This is a genomic window from uncultured Helicobacter sp., assembly GCF_949282165.1.
Taxonomy (GTDB): Bacteria; Campylobacterota; Campylobacteria; order Campylobacterales; family Helicobacteraceae; genus Helicobacter_F.
This window is the reverse complement of record NZ_CASDOV010000003.1, coordinates 82,028-96,675: the sequence shown is the minus strand read 5'-3', so window position 1 is coordinate 96,675 and position 14,648 is coordinate 82,028. Positions and strand designations below refer to the sequence as shown.

Annotated in this window: 16 protein-coding genes; 6 read left to right on the top strand and 10 right to left on the bottom strand. The window is 48.4% G+C overall.

The genetic code is table 11. The annotated features are described in order from the left end of the window. Window positions 1–7 precede the first annotated feature (7 nt). The 4 genes from ACH2BK_RS03105 to hisH all read left to right on the top strand — a co-directional run bounded on the left by ACH2BK_RS03105 (window position 8) and on the right by hisH (window position 3,209). Window positions 8–1,057, top strand: a complete 1,050-nt coding sequence (locus ACH2BK_RS03105; RefSeq protein WP_395002054.1) for a microcin C ABC transporter permease YejB — start codon at window positions 8–10, stop codon at window positions 1,055–1,057. Between the two features lie 2 nt (window positions 1,058–1,059). After that, window positions 1,060–2,085, top strand: coding sequence for an ABC transporter permease (locus tag ACH2BK_RS03100; RefSeq protein WP_394997012.1), 1,026 nt, complete (start codon window positions 1,060–1,062; stop codon window positions 2,083–2,085). 87 nt (window positions 2,086–2,172) lie between these two features. Then, entirely contained in the window at window positions 2,173–2,487 is a 315-nt protein-coding gene (locus ACH2BK_RS03095; RefSeq protein WP_394997014.1) for a thioredoxin family protein, read from the top strand. Between the two features lie 89 nt (window positions 2,488–2,576). Continuing rightward, the gene (hisH, locus tag ACH2BK_RS03090; RefSeq protein ID WP_395002053.1) at window positions 2,577–3,209 is read left to right on the top strand and encodes an imidazole glycerol phosphate synthase subunit HisH; all 633 of its coding nucleotides are present in this window, start codon (window positions 2,577–2,579) and stop codon (window positions 3,207–3,209) included. A 19-nt stretch (window positions 3,210–3,228) separates the two neighbouring features. Here hisH and ACH2BK_RS03085 read toward each other — a convergent pair whose 3' ends face one another. Then, complete coding sequence (locus tag ACH2BK_RS03085) at window positions 3,229–3,378, bottom strand: hypothetical protein (RefSeq protein WP_394997016.1); 150 nt, start codon at window positions 3,376–3,378, stop codon at window positions 3,229–3,231. 133 nt (window positions 3,379–3,511) lie between these two features. Between ACH2BK_RS03085 and ACH2BK_RS03080 the strand changes: the two genes are divergently transcribed. Continuing rightward, the gene (locus tag ACH2BK_RS03080; protein WP_395002052.1) at window positions 3,512–4,939 is read left to right on the top strand and encodes an SLC13 family permease; all 1,428 of its coding nucleotides are present in this window, start codon (window positions 3,512–3,514) and stop codon (window positions 4,937–4,939) included. A 715-nt stretch (window positions 4,940–5,654) separates the two neighbouring features. Here the strand turns inward: ACH2BK_RS03080 and ruvX are convergent. The 9 genes from ruvX to ACH2BK_RS03035 form a co-directional block, all read right to left on the bottom strand. Next, window positions 5,655–6,095 (bottom strand): Holliday junction resolvase RuvX, encoded by a 441-nt coding sequence (gene ruvX, locus ACH2BK_RS03075; RefSeq protein ID WP_395002051.1) that lies wholly within the window; start codon window positions 6,093–6,095, stop codon window positions 5,655–5,657. Then, a complete protein-coding gene (locus tag ACH2BK_RS03070) occupies window positions 6,089–6,889 on the bottom strand; it encodes a DNA-processing protein DprA (RefSeq protein ID WP_395002050.1) in 801 nt (266 codons plus the stop codon). The genes ruvX and ACH2BK_RS03070 overlap by 7 nt, the downstream gene beginning before the upstream one ends. Continuing rightward, window positions 6,889–7,722: a divergent polysaccharide deacetylase family protein gene (locus tag ACH2BK_RS03065; protein ID WP_395002049.1), complete on the bottom strand. Its 834-nt coding sequence runs from the start codon at window positions 7,720–7,722 to the stop codon at window positions 6,889–6,891. Before ACH2BK_RS03065 ends, ACH2BK_RS03070 begins: the two co-directional genes overlap by 1 nt. 51 nt (window positions 7,723–7,773) lie before the next feature. Beyond that, on the bottom strand, window positions 7,774–8,646 hold the full coding sequence (locus ACH2BK_RS03060; RefSeq protein WP_395002047.1) for an ABC transporter ATP-binding protein: 873 nt from the start codon (window positions 8,644–8,646) through the stop codon (window positions 7,774–7,776). 9 nt (window positions 8,647–8,655) lie between these two features. Beyond that, complete coding sequence (modB, locus tag ACH2BK_RS03055) at window positions 8,656–9,330, bottom strand: molybdate ABC transporter permease subunit (RefSeq protein ID WP_395002080.1); 675 nt, start codon at window positions 9,328–9,330, stop codon at window positions 8,656–8,658. 537 nt (window positions 9,331–9,867) lie between these two features. Then, window positions 9,868–10,248 (bottom strand): hypothetical protein, encoded by a 381-nt coding sequence (locus ACH2BK_RS03050; protein ID WP_395002046.1) that lies wholly within the window; start codon window positions 10,246–10,248, stop codon window positions 9,868–9,870. A gap of 54 nt (window positions 10,249–10,302) precedes the next feature. Further along, window positions 10,303–11,052: a molybdate ABC transporter substrate-binding protein gene (gene modA / locus ACH2BK_RS03045; protein ID WP_394997899.1), complete on the bottom strand. Its 750-nt coding sequence runs from the start codon at window positions 11,050–11,052 to the stop codon at window positions 10,303–10,305. 702 nt (window positions 11,053–11,754) lie between these two features. After that, entirely contained in the window at window positions 11,755–12,666 is a 912-nt protein-coding gene (gene prmC, locus ACH2BK_RS03040; RefSeq protein ID WP_395002045.1) for a peptide chain release factor N(5)-glutamine methyltransferase, read from the bottom strand. Next, the gene (locus ACH2BK_RS03035) at window positions 12,656–13,858 is read right to left on the bottom strand and encodes a M48 family metallopeptidase (RefSeq protein WP_395002044.1); all 1,203 of its coding nucleotides are present in this window, start codon (window positions 13,856–13,858) and stop codon (window positions 12,656–12,658) included. The genes prmC and ACH2BK_RS03035 overlap by 11 nt, the downstream gene beginning before the upstream one ends. A gap of 198 nt (window positions 13,859–14,056) precedes the next feature. On the opposite strand from ACH2BK_RS03035, the gene ACH2BK_RS03030 reads away from it, so the two are divergent. Continuing rightward, window positions 14,057–14,614: a YceI family protein gene (locus tag ACH2BK_RS03030; protein WP_394997895.1), complete on the top strand. Its 558-nt coding sequence runs from the start codon at window positions 14,057–14,059 to the stop codon at window positions 14,612–14,614. Window positions 14,615–14,648: the final 34 nt, after the last annotated feature.

Sequence of the window (14,648 nt, the reverse complement as noted above, 5' to 3'; positions counted from 1 at the left end):
AGAGCAAGTGTTAGGCTATATTTTTAAGCGTCTTTTGCTCCTTATCCCCACGCTTTTTGGCATACTCACGCTCAATTTTTTGCTTATCCAAATCGCGCCCGGAGGTCCCATAGAGCGCACCATAGCCCAGCTAGAAAATCTCGACAAGCCCACAGAATCTGCCCTAGCCCAAAAGAGCTTTTATAAAGGCGCAGCGGGGCTAGATCCGGAGCTCATCGCGCATATCAACAAGCTCTATGGGTTTGACAAGCCCTTGCTAGAGCGGTATTTTGTGATGCTCAAAAATTATTTGTGCTTTGATTTTGGCGAGAGTTTTTATCGGCAGAGCAAGGTGCTAGATATCATCAAAGAAAAATTGCCCGTGAGCGTTTCGCTAGGCGTGTTTAGCACGCTTATCATTTATCTTATCAGCATTCCGCTAGGCATTGCCAAGGCGAGGCGGCATAGCAGTGGCTTTGATGTGGCAAGTAGTTTTGTCATCATCGTGGCAAACGCCATTCCCTCGTTTTTGTTTGCGATTTTTCTCATCGTGCTTTTTGCTGGAGGGAGCTATCTCGATATTTTCCCACTTCGGGGGCTTGTGAGTGAAAATTTCTCAACCCTTAGCCCATTTGATAAGCTCAAAGACTATTTGTGGCATTTGGTGCTACCGGTGTTTTGTATCTCGATGGGGGGCTTTGCCACGCTCACGATGCTGACTAAAAACTGCTTTTTAGAAGAGATTCACAAAACCTATGTCCAAACCGCGCGTGCCAAGGGCGCGAGTGAGGGCAGAATCCTCTATGGGCATATTTTTCGCAATGCTATGCTGCTTATTGTGAGTGGCTTCCCAGCGGTGTTTGTGGGTATGTTTTTTAGCGGGAGTTTGCTCATAGAGATTATTTTTAGCCTCGATGGACTTGGGCTTTTGGGCTATGAAAGCGTGATTAATCGCGATTATCCCGTGATTTTTGGCACTTTGTATATTTTTACTTTTCTCGCACTGATTGTGGGGATTGTGAGCGATGTGCTCTATATGCTCATCGATCCGCGCATACATTTTGATAAGAAGGCGTAGCGATGGAATCTAGGGCAGTGTGGAGGCGATTTAGAGCAAACAAGCGCGCGTATGTGAGCGCGTGGATTTTTGGCATTTTGGTGGCTTTGAGCCTCCTTGCGCCATTTATTGCTAACCAAAAGCCGCTTTTTATCTACCACGAGGGCAGGGCGTATTTTCCGGTGTTTGTGGATTATCCAGAGACTACCTTTGGCGGGGATTTTGAGAGCTTTACGGATTATTTAGATCCGTATGTGCGGGAGGTATTGCTTAGGGATAGCTTTGTCCTGCGCACGCTCGTGCCATATAGCGATGATAGCATTTTGTTTGATTTACACGCACCCTCGCCCACGCCCCCAGATTCTAAGCATTGGCTAGGCACAGATGATAAGGGCAGAGATGTGCTCGCTAGAATGCTCTATGGGCTGCGCACTTCCATAGCCTTTGGGTTTTTGCTAAGTGTGTGTGTGCTGCTCATAGGCGTGAGCGTGGGGGCAGGGCAAGGGTATTATGGCGGGGGGATCGATCTTTTGGGGCAGCGGCTGATTGAGATATGGAATTCTATCCCTGTGCTCTTTGTGATTATCATCGTGGCAAACACCATTATGCCGAGCTTTTGGTGGATTTTGGCAGTCGTGCTTGCGTTTTCGTGGATTGGGCTTGCGAGCGTAGTGCGCGCAGAGGTGCTCAAAGTGCGCAATCTCGAGTTTGTCAGAGCCGCTAAGGCGATGGGTTTTGGCGATTGGCATATCATCACGCGTCATATTTTGCCAAACGCGATGGTAGCGACTATCACCTATGTGCCATTTATTATGGCGAGTGGGATTATCACGCTTGGGAGTTTGGATTTTTTGGGTTTTGGGACGCAAGATGCGAGCCTAGGCGAGCTGCTCGCACAGGGCAAAAACAACCTCACTTCGCCCCATCTAGGCATTAGTTCATTTGTGATTATCTCGGTGCTGCTCTCTGTGCTCGTGTTTATCGGCGAGGGGCTGCGCGACGCGCTCGATCCCAAAGCCCATAGTGCTGAGAAAGCCCATTTTTTGTGATTTTGTCTTTTAGAATTTAGCCTAAGCTAACTAAGTGTTTAGTCTATAAAGATAGGCTTTGTGCATCTTAAAAACAAAGGAGAGCAAATGCTACACCATATCAACACCCAACAATACCTAGAAAACATCAAAAATGGCTCTAGTGTCGTGATACTCGGGGCTTCTTGGTGCCCAGATTGTCGCAGGATAGAGCCGATTTTGGATATGTTGGCTAAAGAATACGATGGCAAAGTGGAGTTTTATCACATCTCTATAGATTCAGAGGGCGCGCTCAAAGATACGCTAGGCGTGCGTGCTATCCCCACGCTGATAGGCTACAAAAATGGCGAGGAAGTCGGCGAGCGTCTTGTGGAGCCAGATTCTAAGCAAGTGATAGAGGTTTTAGTAAAGCAGGTTTTGTAGATTCTAGAATCTAAGAAATTCGGCTTGTGCGCAAGCCGCAGTTTCTTTAGGAATCCTACAATTGCTCTAAAACTTCACAAGGCAAGGCAATGAATGTCGCGATCCTAAACTACAACATCGGCAATCTCGCTAGCGTAGCAAACGCCCTCACATACGCGAGTAAAGAGCTGCCAAACACCTCCATCATTATAGAATCTAATCCGCACAAACTCGCGCATTACGACAAGATTATCCTGCCCGGCGTTGGGGCTTTTGGCGATGCGATGGAGCATTTGCGCACAAGCGGTATGTGTGAAGCCATCAAGGAATTTGCCAAAAGCGGCAAATATATGCTTGGGATCTGCCTTGGTATGCAGTTGCTTTTTGCCCAAAGCGAGGAGTTTGGCACGCACGAGGGGCTTGGGCTGATGGAAGGCAGGATAGAATCTTTTGATCGCAGTGTGCTTAGTGGGCTAAAAATCCCCCATATCGGGTGGAATCAATGCCATCTTACTGAGCAGGGCAGCGCAAGCGCGCTTTTTGCGGGGCTGCCACAGGCGTTTTATCTCTACTTTGTGCATAGCTTTCATAGCAGGGATTGTGCGCACACGCTTGCAACCTGCGAGTATGGCTACACATTTAGCGCGATTGTGGGGTGTGACAATGTCTTTGGTATCCAGCCCCACCCCGAGAAAAGCCACGAAGTGGGGCTAAAGATTCTTAGCAATTTTTTAAGGTTATGATTTTATGCAAGTTTTTGCTTTAGCAAAAACTTGTTACCGCTCGTGGGGAGTAAATCCCCACTCGCTCCGCTGCGCGAGCATACACGGCATTTTCTAGCAAGCTTATAGAATCTCTTAGTGCCGCCGCGTCAGGAACGCCGCTTGGGCAAACGCCTTTTCTATAAACCAAGCTAGGGCAAAGCCCCTCGCCGCTGTGGCTTATGCAAGCATATCGCCTAAGTCTAGTTATTTAGATTGTTTAGATTCCATAATGCCGCTAATTATTGTAGAATCCATAAATCCAATCCAAAGAAAGAGTGCCTATGCCATTAAAAACAAAAGCGCGCTTGTTTAGAAGCACAATGCGCAAAAAACTGCAAACAAAAACCAAAGATGAAGTGCTAGTGGGCTTAATAATCGCAGCGAGCGTGTCCGCGCTCGTGTGGAGTTTGAGCATTTTTTACTACGATGCGAGCTTTCAGGTAAGCGCGTTTTTAGGGATACTCGCCTTTCTCATCGTGCTTTGGACAAATGGCGCGCTGCCTTTGGGAATGGTTTCACTCCTACCTATCGTGCTTTTCCCCGCCTTTGGAATCTTAGATGTCAAATCTGCCACGAGTAACTACGCCAACCCCATCATTTTCCTCTTCCTTGGGGGCTTTATGCTCGCCACTGCGGTAGAAAAAATCGGGCTGCACAAAATCATCGCTAAAGTCCTTCTATCGCGCTTCCCCAAAACGCCAAAGGGCATTATTACGGCATTTGGGGCGGCAAGTGTCGCGCTAGGGAGCGCGCTCTCAAACTCCACGGTGGCTCTGCTGCTCGTGCCTATCGCGCTCTCTATCACGCAAGATTGTGTGCTAAAGACGCGCTTTTTGCTCGCCGTGGCATTTGGCGCGAGCATTAGCGGGATCACTACGCCCATAGGCACCCCGCCAAACCTCATCTTTTTAGGATTCCTAGAGACTACGGGGCTTGGGAGCATTAGCTTTGTGGGCTGGATGATGCTTATGCTGCCCTTAAGCCTCAGTATGCTCTATGCAATGATTGCTATCCTCTCCTATGGGCTAGATAATAGCGAGGAGATTCCCATCAGCTCCTTTGAATCCATCACGATGAGCTTTGCGCACAAAAAGCTCCTAGGCTATATCGCCGCGCTGCTTGTGCTACTACTGCTAAACTCGCCCATTAAGCCCATTTATCCCGGGCTTGGGCTAAATGAAAACATTATCCTGCTAAGCTTTGGGCTTATGATGTTTATCCCCAAAGTGGGCTTTCTCACTTGGGAGGATTCTCGCTCCATTCCTTATGAGATTATCTTTCTCTTTGGGGCGGGGTTTTGCGTGGCGATGGCGATTTCTAAGATCGAGCTAGGCGAGGCGTTTGCCCCCGTGTTTAGCTACTTTAGCACCCTGCCACTGCTGCTCTTTGTGCTGTGTGTGTGCGTGTTTGTGCTTTTTCTCACGATGTTTGTGAGCTCCACGGCACTAAGTGCGATTTTGCTCTCCGTGCTTTACACCTCGACGAAGGAGTTTTTAGAGCCAAGCTATCAGAGCCTTATTATGCTTATCGCCACGATTTGCATTGGCTTTTCCTTCCTGCTGCCCTTTTCCACACCGCCTAATGCCATCGTCGCAAACAAGGGCAATATCAGCACTAAGGAGATGTTTAAATTTGGCGCGGTGCTGAGTGTGTGTGGGATTGTGCTCACTACGATTTTTGGGCTTGTGTATTGGCAGTGGTTTTTGTGATTCCAGATTCTGTGTTTAAGGCATTCATCTTTTGGCGATAAATCGTTGATTCTGCGTGAGGCGCTTGGTCACATACGCCTAAGTATGCTCCCGGCGTGCCTCACTTGAAAACAACGATTTCTCATCCAAAATCCTAGAATGCCCGGGCAAGCCAAGCGCGGAGATTCAAGAAAATACAGAATCTCGTGCAGATTCAGAATCTAAGAAAAGATTAGATTCTATGAGATGAGATTTTGTGTTTAAATCTCTCAATCTAGATTCTAAAATCTATTGATTGTGTAATGGCTTTAGAATCTAAATAAAAATCTGAATCTTCCCTAGATTTTGGATTTGAATCTAAGGCATTGAAACGAGATTCTGTGTTTCCTTAGATTTGAATCTGTGGGATTAGATTGTGTAGTGCGTTAGATTTTTTATTTTTGTTTTTGAATCTTGTGAGGTTAGATTCTAAATTTGAATCTAAGTTACCAAAGCTAGATTCTAAACTCCCTTAGATTGTGAATCTGCCTTTGAATCTTACACTTGGTTTGGCGTGGATTCTATGGTGTTACTACTGCAAGCAAAATTAGTCATTGCGGTGGGGCTTGTGGAGTTTTTGGCGGGTTTGGGGGTGGGAGCTACCTAGAGGGTAGTGACTATCCCCAAACTCGCCAAATCTACGCAATGATTACCCAAGGAGCCATTTTCCCGCGCGCACAAGCCGAGTTTTAGAATCTTACAAACTCCGCAAATAATACCGCTCCAAAATATAGCACGCACTCAGACTATCAAGCCGCCCGTCCTTTTGGGCTAGCGCGCGCGATTGTCGTCCTAGATGGTTGAGATTTTCTAACGCCTCCTGCGAGGTATAATCCTCATCGACATACACAACTTCCCCGCCAAATCCCACAAGCCCCACAAAGTGCTTAATGCGCGCGATGGTATCCTCATAGTGCGCCTGCCCACCGCTTGGCAGCCCCACCACAAGCACGCTAATATCCCTTTGGGCAAGGAGTGCGCGCAGTTCATCGCTAGCTTGCTTGCGATTTTTGCGCAAAATCGCGGGAAGCGGCAGCACGATGCCCTGAAGGCATTGGGCGAGCCCTATGCGCTTTAGCCCCACATCGCACGCGAGGATATTGCCTTTAGATTCTGCGCGGGGGTGTGAATCTAGCATACGCGCACCACTCCATTTTCACGCACGATTTTCCCCTCTAGCTCGTATTGGAAGATTTTCTCGCCAAATTTTTGCACCGCCTCTTCATAGCGCGGAGCGAGCTTGCAAAACTCTAGCACCTCATCGCTTAGCTCTTCTTGTGCGCCAAAAATCTGTGTGATAAACGCCCCTATATCATAGATACACTCCGCCTCTTGGCGCGCTAGGAGGCTCTGTGTGCCTAGGCTCTCATTTATCCTATGAGGGAGCACAAAAAGCGGCTTGTGGGATTGCTTACTGAGGCGCGCGCTGTGTATCGAGCCGCTCTGCAGATCGGCTTGGGGGATGATGACAATGTCGCTAAGCCCCACCACGAGGCGATTGCGCTCCAAAAAGCTATACGCCTGTGGCATATAGCCTCGCTCATACTCGCTGAGCACGAGGCTTTGGCGCATCATCGCTTGGATAATGGCTCTGTTTGCCTTTGGGTAGATAATCTCAAGGCTTGCAGGGGAGAACATAATCGTGCGTGGCAGTGCGGCAGAATGCGCGATGATATCCACGCCTAGCGCGCCTCCACTCACTACCACGCCACCAGCCTTGGCGATTTGTGCAGCGAGGATGGCGCAAAAGTGCTTGGTGTAGGGATTGGGACGCCGCGTGCCCACGATGGCGATTTTGATAGGCGCGTCCAAAAGGCTCCTATCCCCGCAGTAAAACAACGCCTTTGGGGGCTTTGGCAACGCTAGGAGTGAAGGCGGGAGTGAATCTAAACGCTTTGGCGTGGGGGCTTGGTGGGAGTGTGAATCTAGCATTAGCGGTTTTGGGCGAAGTGGAATTTGGAGCGATGGTAGGAGGTGATGTGCTGGGCGTTGAGGTAGGATTCTAACTGCGCGGGGCTTAGGAGCTCGACTTCTTGTAAAAGCTTATCGCGGGCGTTTTTCAGGGATTGCAGGGTGCTTGGGAATGGATGGCAAATGGCTATGGCATAGCCCTTGTCCTTGGCTTTTTGGATAGCGAGCTCGATTTGACGCTCGGTGTGCTCGCTTTGGGCTATGGTGTCTAAGAATATATCGCGCTGCATAATGAGCCTGCCCTGCTCTTTGGCGATTTTGGGGCTTGCGATATCGGCATTAGTAACGCTATCAATAAAGCGCAAATCAAGCTCATCGAGCACGCTTAGGAGGTTGCGCATATCCTCATAGCTTGTGGTAAATTTGCTACCGGTGTGGTTGTTTAGGTATTTGAGATTGGGGAAGTCTTTTTTGAGCGCGCGCATATAGGCTAGGAGCGCATCTCGGCTCACGCCCACCGCGATTGGCTCTAGCTCTTTTTGGTAGAAGTTTAGTGCCTCTAGGGGCAGGTGTATCATATAGTCTTTGGCCTTGGCGGCGATTTTAGGCGTATCGGGGCTATGAGGGGTTTTGGGGAAAAGTGAAGGGGTGATGGGGAGATTGAGCCTAAGCAGGCTTTTGTATTGCGCGAGGTTTTGGATATCGTCCATAATGATCACAAGCTTTGGCTTGCCCTTACTCTGAATCTTTGCCTGCCTATAGGACTCCCTAAAGCTCTCTCCAAGCTCTAGTATAAAGGAATCCGCGCGCAAAATCCCGAACGCTAGCAACACACACAAGATGATGTTTTTCACACAATGCCTTTTGTTTTTGGCGATTGTAGCAGGTTTTGCGTTGGGCTTGGCTTAAAGGTGGAGCTTAAAAAGCAGCGGATTAAAGGCTTTGGAGACAATAAGCACCTTATCGCCCACGCTAAACTCCCGCGCGCTAGTAGCAGGATAGAGCACGCGCACCACCTCTGAAGCACACACGATATCGATTATCTCCACCACGCCCTGTGGGGTTTTGCGCAGTATCTCGCCACTGAGCTGCACCTTGCCACTTAGCCTAGCGCCAAAAATCTCATCCACACTCCCGCTTTGAGTGACCTTGCCTCCCTCGATACACCAAACCTTTGTAGCTAGGCGCATAATCTCTGTGATCTCGTGGCTGATGAGAATCGTGCTAAGCCCTAGCTGCTGATGAAGCTTGGCTAGGAGGTTTTGCAGATTTAGGCGCATTAGAGAATCTAGCGCGCTTAAAGGCTCATCGAGCAGCAAAATCTTTGGCTTGCGCGCTAGGGCGCGTGCGAGGGCGACGCGCTGGGCTTGCCCGCCCGAGATTTGGTGCGTGTGGCGCGTAAGGATAGGCTCAAGCTCCATAATCTCTACAAGCCATTGCACAAAATCGAGGTTTTTTTTATTGCTAAGCCCAAAGGTGATGTTTTGTAAGACATTCAGATGTGGGAAAAGCGCGTAGTCCTGAAACATAAAGCCTATGCTACGCTTTTGGGGCGGGAGGGAAAATCCCTCATCGCACCACACTTCATCGCCGACTTTGAGATAGCCGCTATCGGGCTGCGTGAGCCCAGCGAAAATCCTAAGGAGCGTGGTTTTGCCCGCGCCACTTTTGCCAAAGAGTGCGAGAAAATCCCCAAAGTTTAAGCCCTGTGAGACTTCAAGGCTAAAGGAAGTGTGCGGTGTGTGCAGGTTTTTCTTGCATTCAAAAACGATATCCATAAGAGCCCTTTATAAAATATGAGTTTTGGCGCGTGCGAGGGCAAATATCGCGCACAAACTCACGAAACTCACCACAAAGAGCGTGAGCGCGTATTGGTGCGCAAGTGTGTAGTTTAGCGTCTCGACTTGCTCATAGATGGCGATACTCGCGACTTTTGTCTCGCCCGTGCGCGAGCCTCCTATCATCATCACCACGCCAAATTCGCCTATGGTGTGCGCAAAACTCGTAACACAACCTAGCAAAATCGAGGATTTGACATTGGGTAAGAGCACAAACAACAATGTGTAGATTCTACCCTTACCTAGCGTGTAGCTGGCTTCTTTGAGCGAGGGTGGGAGGGAGGAGAGCGCGTTTTTGATAGGATTTACCATAAATGGCAGAGAAAAAATCACGCTCGCCACCACTAGTCCGGCAAAGCTAAAGGCGAGCTGAAAGGAGAAATGCTCTAGCAAAAACGCGCCCAGGGCGTTGTGGCGATTGAAAAACACAAGCAGATAGAATCCAAGCACGGAGGGTGGGAGGATAAGGGGCATCCAAATGAGCGCGTGCAGGATAATGCTAAGCTTTGAGCGCAGAGAATCTAGGAGCAGGGCGAGGGCTATGCCTATGGGGAGTAAGAGCAGGGTGGTGTAAAGCGCGAGCTTGAAGGTGAGGAGCATTGTTTGCAAAAATTCAGAATCCAAAAAATCCATAGGGTTTAAGCTCCTTAATTATTTTATGCAAGTTTTTGCTATGGCAAAAACTTGGTATCGGCAATGTGGGCAAAGCCCTCATTGCCTCCGCTGCGCGAGCATACACAGAATCTAAATGCGAGATTCTGTGATTTTCTAGTGTCAGCGCGTCAGGAACGCGATGTGGCAATGGAGCAGATTCTATAAACCCGACTAGGCTCCATCATTTTATGCAAGTTTTTGCTACGGCAAAAACTTGTTATCGGGGCGTGAGGCAGAGCCCCTCGCCCCTCCGCTTACGCGAGCATACACGCAATCTAAATGCGAGATTCTAGAATCTTTGGTGCCGCCACCTCATTGACGCGATTTGGGCTAGCACCTTTTCTATAAACTCGAGTAGAACCTAATCATTTTATGCAAGTTTGCTAAAGCAAACTTGTTACCGCTCGTGGAGAGTGAATCCCCGCTCACTCCGCTTACGCGAGCTGTCAGTGCGTTTTAGAATCTAAATCGTGTTTTGGCGTTTGCACAGATTTTCCAAGCCAAACTCTAAGACTGCAACAAAATATCGCTAGGATTTACCCACCAAAAGCAGCAATCCCCCTCGCTAAAGCCCTCAATGCTCCGCGTGGGCACTAGCGCGCTAATGCCACCCTCAAGGCTCACAAGGCTCAAAATCGCCTCCCTTTGGATACGCGCGATACGCGAGGCAAAGCAATTATGCGTGCAGGGGGCGGGATTTTGGGGCATTAGCAGGATTTGGGTGGGCTTAAAATACGCACTCCCGCGTGCCCCCACGCGCATATCCTCACCCATATCCTGTGTAGCGAGCAAAAGCACCCAAAGCGCACCTATGGGCGTCTCAAGGCTTAAAAGACTTAGATTGCCCTCCGTGCTGATGTTTGCAATCGTGTAAGCAAGTGCATTCATCTGCGCGCCCGTGCGTGGTGTGCGCGATATACCCGATGTGCGTGGTGTGCGCGATTATGGCGCGTCGTAACCATAGGATTTAAAAATCTCTTGCGCCTTAGAATCTAGCACATACTGCGCGAAATCCTTGGCTAGCTTAGAATCTTTGCCCGCCTTTGTGATGATGAGAGACTGCACGATGGGCTTATAGAGCTTTTCATCGATGATGGCGTAAGTGATGGCACTCCCCTCTTTTTGCGCCTCTTTGATCACCATAGAAAGCGCGCTAAAGCCCACTTCTGCCGAGCCTTCAAGCACATAGGTAGTCGCCTGCCCGATGGATTCACCAAGCACAAGCTTGGGATTGAGCAGCTTTTCTAGCTTCGCGCTTTTGATATACGCCTCTGCCGCCACGCCATAGGGGGCGAGCTTGGCATTAGGGATGGCGATGTGCTTGATGGCGGGGTTTTTGAGGACTTCTGGCGTGCTTGCGTCGTAATCTTTGTTCGCGCTAAAGACTACGAGCTTGCCGCGCACATAATTCTGTGGCTTGTCCGCTCCCAATTTTTCTTTATAAACCTTTTGGGGATACTCGGTGTCTGCCGCGATGAAAAGCTCCGCTGGCGAGCCATTTTGGATCTGCGCATACGCCTTGCCTGAAGAGATGTAGCTAATCTCAATGCTATCACCCTCGCGAGTTTGCAAAAACTCATTTTTGATGTCCTCTAGGACAAACTTAAGGCTTGCCGCCGCCAAAACCTGAATCTTCTCCGCAAGCGCACTGCTCACAAGCAACCCGCACGCTAACACAACGCGTAATAACATAAAACCTCCTTTGGATGTGAAATACGGCGATTTTACACTATATTTTTTTAAACATATATTAATTTGGTGTTTGGGATAAGCGCGGAATCTAAAGAAAATTCAGAATCTAAGGCTTTTACAGAACCTAGCCCGAGAGATTCTCAAACGCACAGAATCTAAAGAGCACACACAATCCAATCAAAACCTAAAATCTAGCTTTTCAGAATCTAATCAACTCACAGAATCCACCACTTCAAATGCCAAATACAATCAATGGGCGCGATAGCGCAATACCGAGCAGAATCTAAAGATTCCAAATCTTTAGATTCTGCCATTTTTGCAACGCAAAAATCAAATCAATGTGGAAGTGCGTCAGCACCAACCGACACTCGCCCTTGTCGTGGTGTTAAAAATGCGTTAAAAAAATGCAGGAGTGCATTTTTAGCATTTTTGCCTAGACAAGGAGATAGCGAGGCACTCCCGCCAAAAGATATACTTTGTGGCTGCGCAAAAAGACCCAACGGGTTGCAAGCGTAGCGCAGCAAAAACGCGGCGCTTTATCTTTTTCGGGGCTAAAGGAAACGGGGAGGGGATAAACCCCTTTTTCTTTTGCGATACACAAGATTCTAAAAATTAGAAAATATTCGTGGGAATGCGAATCTAAGAGGCTAGATTCTAAGTTTTGATTGGATTGTGTGTGCTCTTTAGATTCTAAATCTGAATCTAAAACCAAAACTCTAAATCTAGATTCTGAATCTGCCTTAGATTCCGCGTTTGGCTTGCCGGAAATTCTAGGATAAATCCCCTATCAAAACCGCTTAAATCCGTGTAAAAGGCTAGAGATTTATGCGCCATATCGCGCACAAAGGCTTGTATATCTGCCTTTTGGTTGTGCCCCATCTCGCAGCACACACACGCGATTTGGCGCGCCTTAGCAAGCCCTATGAGCGCGTGCAATATCTCGCTGCCCACCTCCCCGCCAAAGAGCGCTTCTTTTGGCTCATAGCACACGCTTAGCGGGAGGCGGTAGGCATTTGGGATATATGGGGGATTTGAGATGAGCATATCGATATGAATGTGCTCTAGCCCATCAAGCAGCGAGGTGTGCAAAAAGCTGATTTGTGAATCCACCCCAAAACGCTTAGCATTTTGACGCGCTAGGGCAAGGGCGCGGGGATTTATATCCGTAGCATAGATGTGGATGTGTGGGTTTTGCAACGCAAGCGTAATGGCTATCACGCCCGAGCCCGTGCCTACCTCTGCGACTATGCGATGATTATGCGCGCACAATGCCTCTTGTGCCTTGTCAATGAGTAGCTCTGTCTCTGGGCGCGGGATGAGCGTGTGTGAATCTATGTCAAACTCGCGTGCATAAAAGCTCACTTTGTGCGTGAGGTATTCTATCGGATAGCCTAGGGCGCGCTTTTGGATCGAGTCAAAAAACCGCCGCGCTTGCGTGGGAGTGAGCAAAGTCTCGGGGTGGGCGTGGAGAAACACGCGATCTTTTTGTAGATGATGGGCAAGCAGGATTTGGGATTCTAATCCTATGCGGAGATCTGGCTGGGCGATTTGAAGCGCGCTTGTGCTTAGAATCTTGCGCGCAGATTCTAGCGCGAGCTGCGCGCTAAATCTCATAATCCAACGCCCTAAGTCGCTCCAAAAGCGGTGGGTGGGAGTAATAAAAGCAGATATAGAGCCAATGCGAGCTGGGGAAGGCTTTGTTTTCATTGATGAGACGCACAAGCGCGTTGGCAAGGCAGCGTTTGGAGGAGAGGGAAGCCCCAAAGGCGTCAGCGCGATACTCCGCCTTGCGTGAGAAATACCCCATCAAGGGCAAAAACCAAAATGAAATCACAGGAGAGAGCAAAAAAATCAGTGCCAAAGTCGTGGTGCTCTCTTGTGGCAGGGAGGCTTGGGCGAAAAAGCTCTGTGGCAGGTGCGCAGCGAGGAAAAAGAGCGCGAAGAGAAAAATGCTTGTTATGATGAGATTTTTGAGTATGTCCTTGTGCTTGAAATGCCCTAGCTCGTGCCCCAAAATCGCCAAAAGCCCGTCTTTGCTGATTTTTTCAAGCAATGTGTCAAAGAGCACCACGCGCTTGGTCCTGCCGATACCGCCAAAATACGCATTAAGCCGCCCATCGCGCTTGCTCGCGTCCATCACAAACACCCCACTACTTTTGAATCCAACTCGCTCCAAAAGCCCCTCTATACGTGATTGTAGCTCTTTATCCTCAAGCGGAGTGAATTTGTTAAAAAGCGGGGCGATAAGCGTGGGATAGATGGCATTTGCCACCACTACCACGCCAAACATCAGCACAAAGCCCCCAAGCCACCACAGACTAAAGCTATCCATCACCCACAAGAGCACATAAAAAATCGCCCCGCCAATGAGGATACTAAGAAGGCTTGATTTGAACAAATCGATGAAAAATAAGCCCACACTTTGCTTGCAAAAGCCATAACGCTTATCAATGCTAAAGGTTTCATAGAGGCTTAGAGGCAGATAGACAAAGAGTGGCAAAAGAAGCAAGAGGAGCAAAAACGCGATATGATGCCACACCTCGCTAAGTCCCAAATCATAGAGCCACTGCCAAAAAAATGAGAGCCCAAAGCCCACCCAAAACACGCACAACCCGAGCTCTATGAGTTTGTGCAATGTGTCAAGGTAGAGATTTTCTAGGGCGTAATTCCCGGCTTTTTTGTAATCTAGTGAATCCAAAAGCACGGCTTTTTGGGTAAGAGCGGATTTGATATGCGCGATTTGCAGGAGGTTTAGTGCGATACTAGGCACAATATACGCGCACAAAAAAAGCAGTATTAAAACCATTACAACCCTCACTTTTGCAAAATTTTGGGCTAATGATACAAACCAAAAAACACAAAATAGCAAATATTTGGCGCGCTAGGGGCGTGCGCTAGGGCTTAGATTCTATGGAATTTTGGTATGTGCAACTTTTGATTACCCTATTTTGCCTATAATGCACCTTACGCACATAATGTGTGAATTTACCACAAAGGATTTATCATGAAGCTAAAAATGCTAGCTATAGGTTTATTGGGTGCAGTAGGGCTTAACGCTGCGAGTATCGACACAGACAAAGTCAATGTCGTATGGACTGCGTATAAAACTCCTACAAAGGCTGCGGTGAGCGGGAGCTTTACAGATGCGAAGTTTCAGTTTGGCAAGCAAAGGGATTCTATCGCCTCTACGCTTGAGGGAGCGAGTGTGAGCATCGATCCGATGAAAGTCGAGCTCAATGATGATGTGAAAAATGCGAATTTGCGTGATTTTTTCTTCTCAAAATTTAGCAAAAAAGAGATCAAAGTAACGCTGCGCAATGTAGTAGAGGGCAAGGATCAGGGCACACTGCTCGCCTCTGTCAAGATGAATGGCAAAACCAACAAAGTGCCAATGGAATACAAAATCACAAATGGTGTGCTAAAGGCAAGTGGCGTGCTTGATTTGGGCGAGTTTAAGCTCGAAGATGCTAGAGCAAATCTCCAAAAGGCTGTGTATGATTTGCACGAGGGTATGACTTGGTCGCAAGTGAATATCGGCTTTGAAGCACCTGTTACGAAGTAGGTTTGTATCTATAATGCAAGTTTCACGCTCGTGA

Coding starts and splice junctions, on each gene's coding strand:
- ACH2BK_RS03100 (WP_394997012.1), top strand. CDS start 1,060: ATGGAATCTAGGGCAGTGTGGAGGCGATTTAGAGCAAACAAGCGCGCG.
- ACH2BK_RS03095 (WP_394997014.1), top strand. CDS start 2,173: ATGCTACACCATATCAACACCCAACAATACCTAGAAAACATCAAAAAT.
- hisH (WP_395002053.1), top strand. CDS start 2,577: ATGAATGTCGCGATCCTAAACTACAACATCGGCAATCTCGCTAGCGTA.
- ACH2BK_RS03080 (WP_395002052.1), top strand. CDS start 3,512: ATGCCATTAAAAACAAAAGCGCGCTTGTTTAGAAGCACAATGCGCAAA.
- ruvX (WP_395002051.1), bottom strand. CDS start 6,095: ATGCTAGATTCACACCCCCGCGCAGAATCTAAAGGCAATATCCTCGCG.
- ACH2BK_RS03070 (WP_395002050.1), bottom strand. CDS start 6,889: ATGCTAGATTCACACTCCCACCAAGCCCCCACGCCAAAGCGTTTAGAT.
- ACH2BK_RS03060 (WP_395002047.1), bottom strand. CDS start 8,646: ATGGATATCGTTTTTGAATGCAAGAAAAACCTGCACACACCGCACACT.
- ACH2BK_RS03050 (WP_395002046.1), bottom strand. CDS start 10,248: ATGAATGCACTTGCTTACACGATTGCAAACATCAGCACGGAGGGCAAT.
- modA (WP_394997899.1), bottom strand. CDS start 11,052: ATGTTATTACGCGTTGTGTTAGCGTGCGGGTTGCTTGTGAGCAGTGCG.
- prmC (WP_395002045.1), bottom strand. CDS start 12,666: ATGAGATTTAGCGCGCAGCTCGCGCTAGAATCTGCGCGCAAGATTCTA.
- ACH2BK_RS03035 (WP_395002044.1), bottom strand. CDS start 13,858: ATGGTTTTAATACTGCTTTTTTTGTGCGCGTATATTGTGCCTAGTATC.
- ACH2BK_RS03030 (WP_394997895.1), top strand. CDS start 14,057: ATGAAGCTAAAAATGCTAGCTATAGGTTTATTGGGTGCAGTAGGGCTT.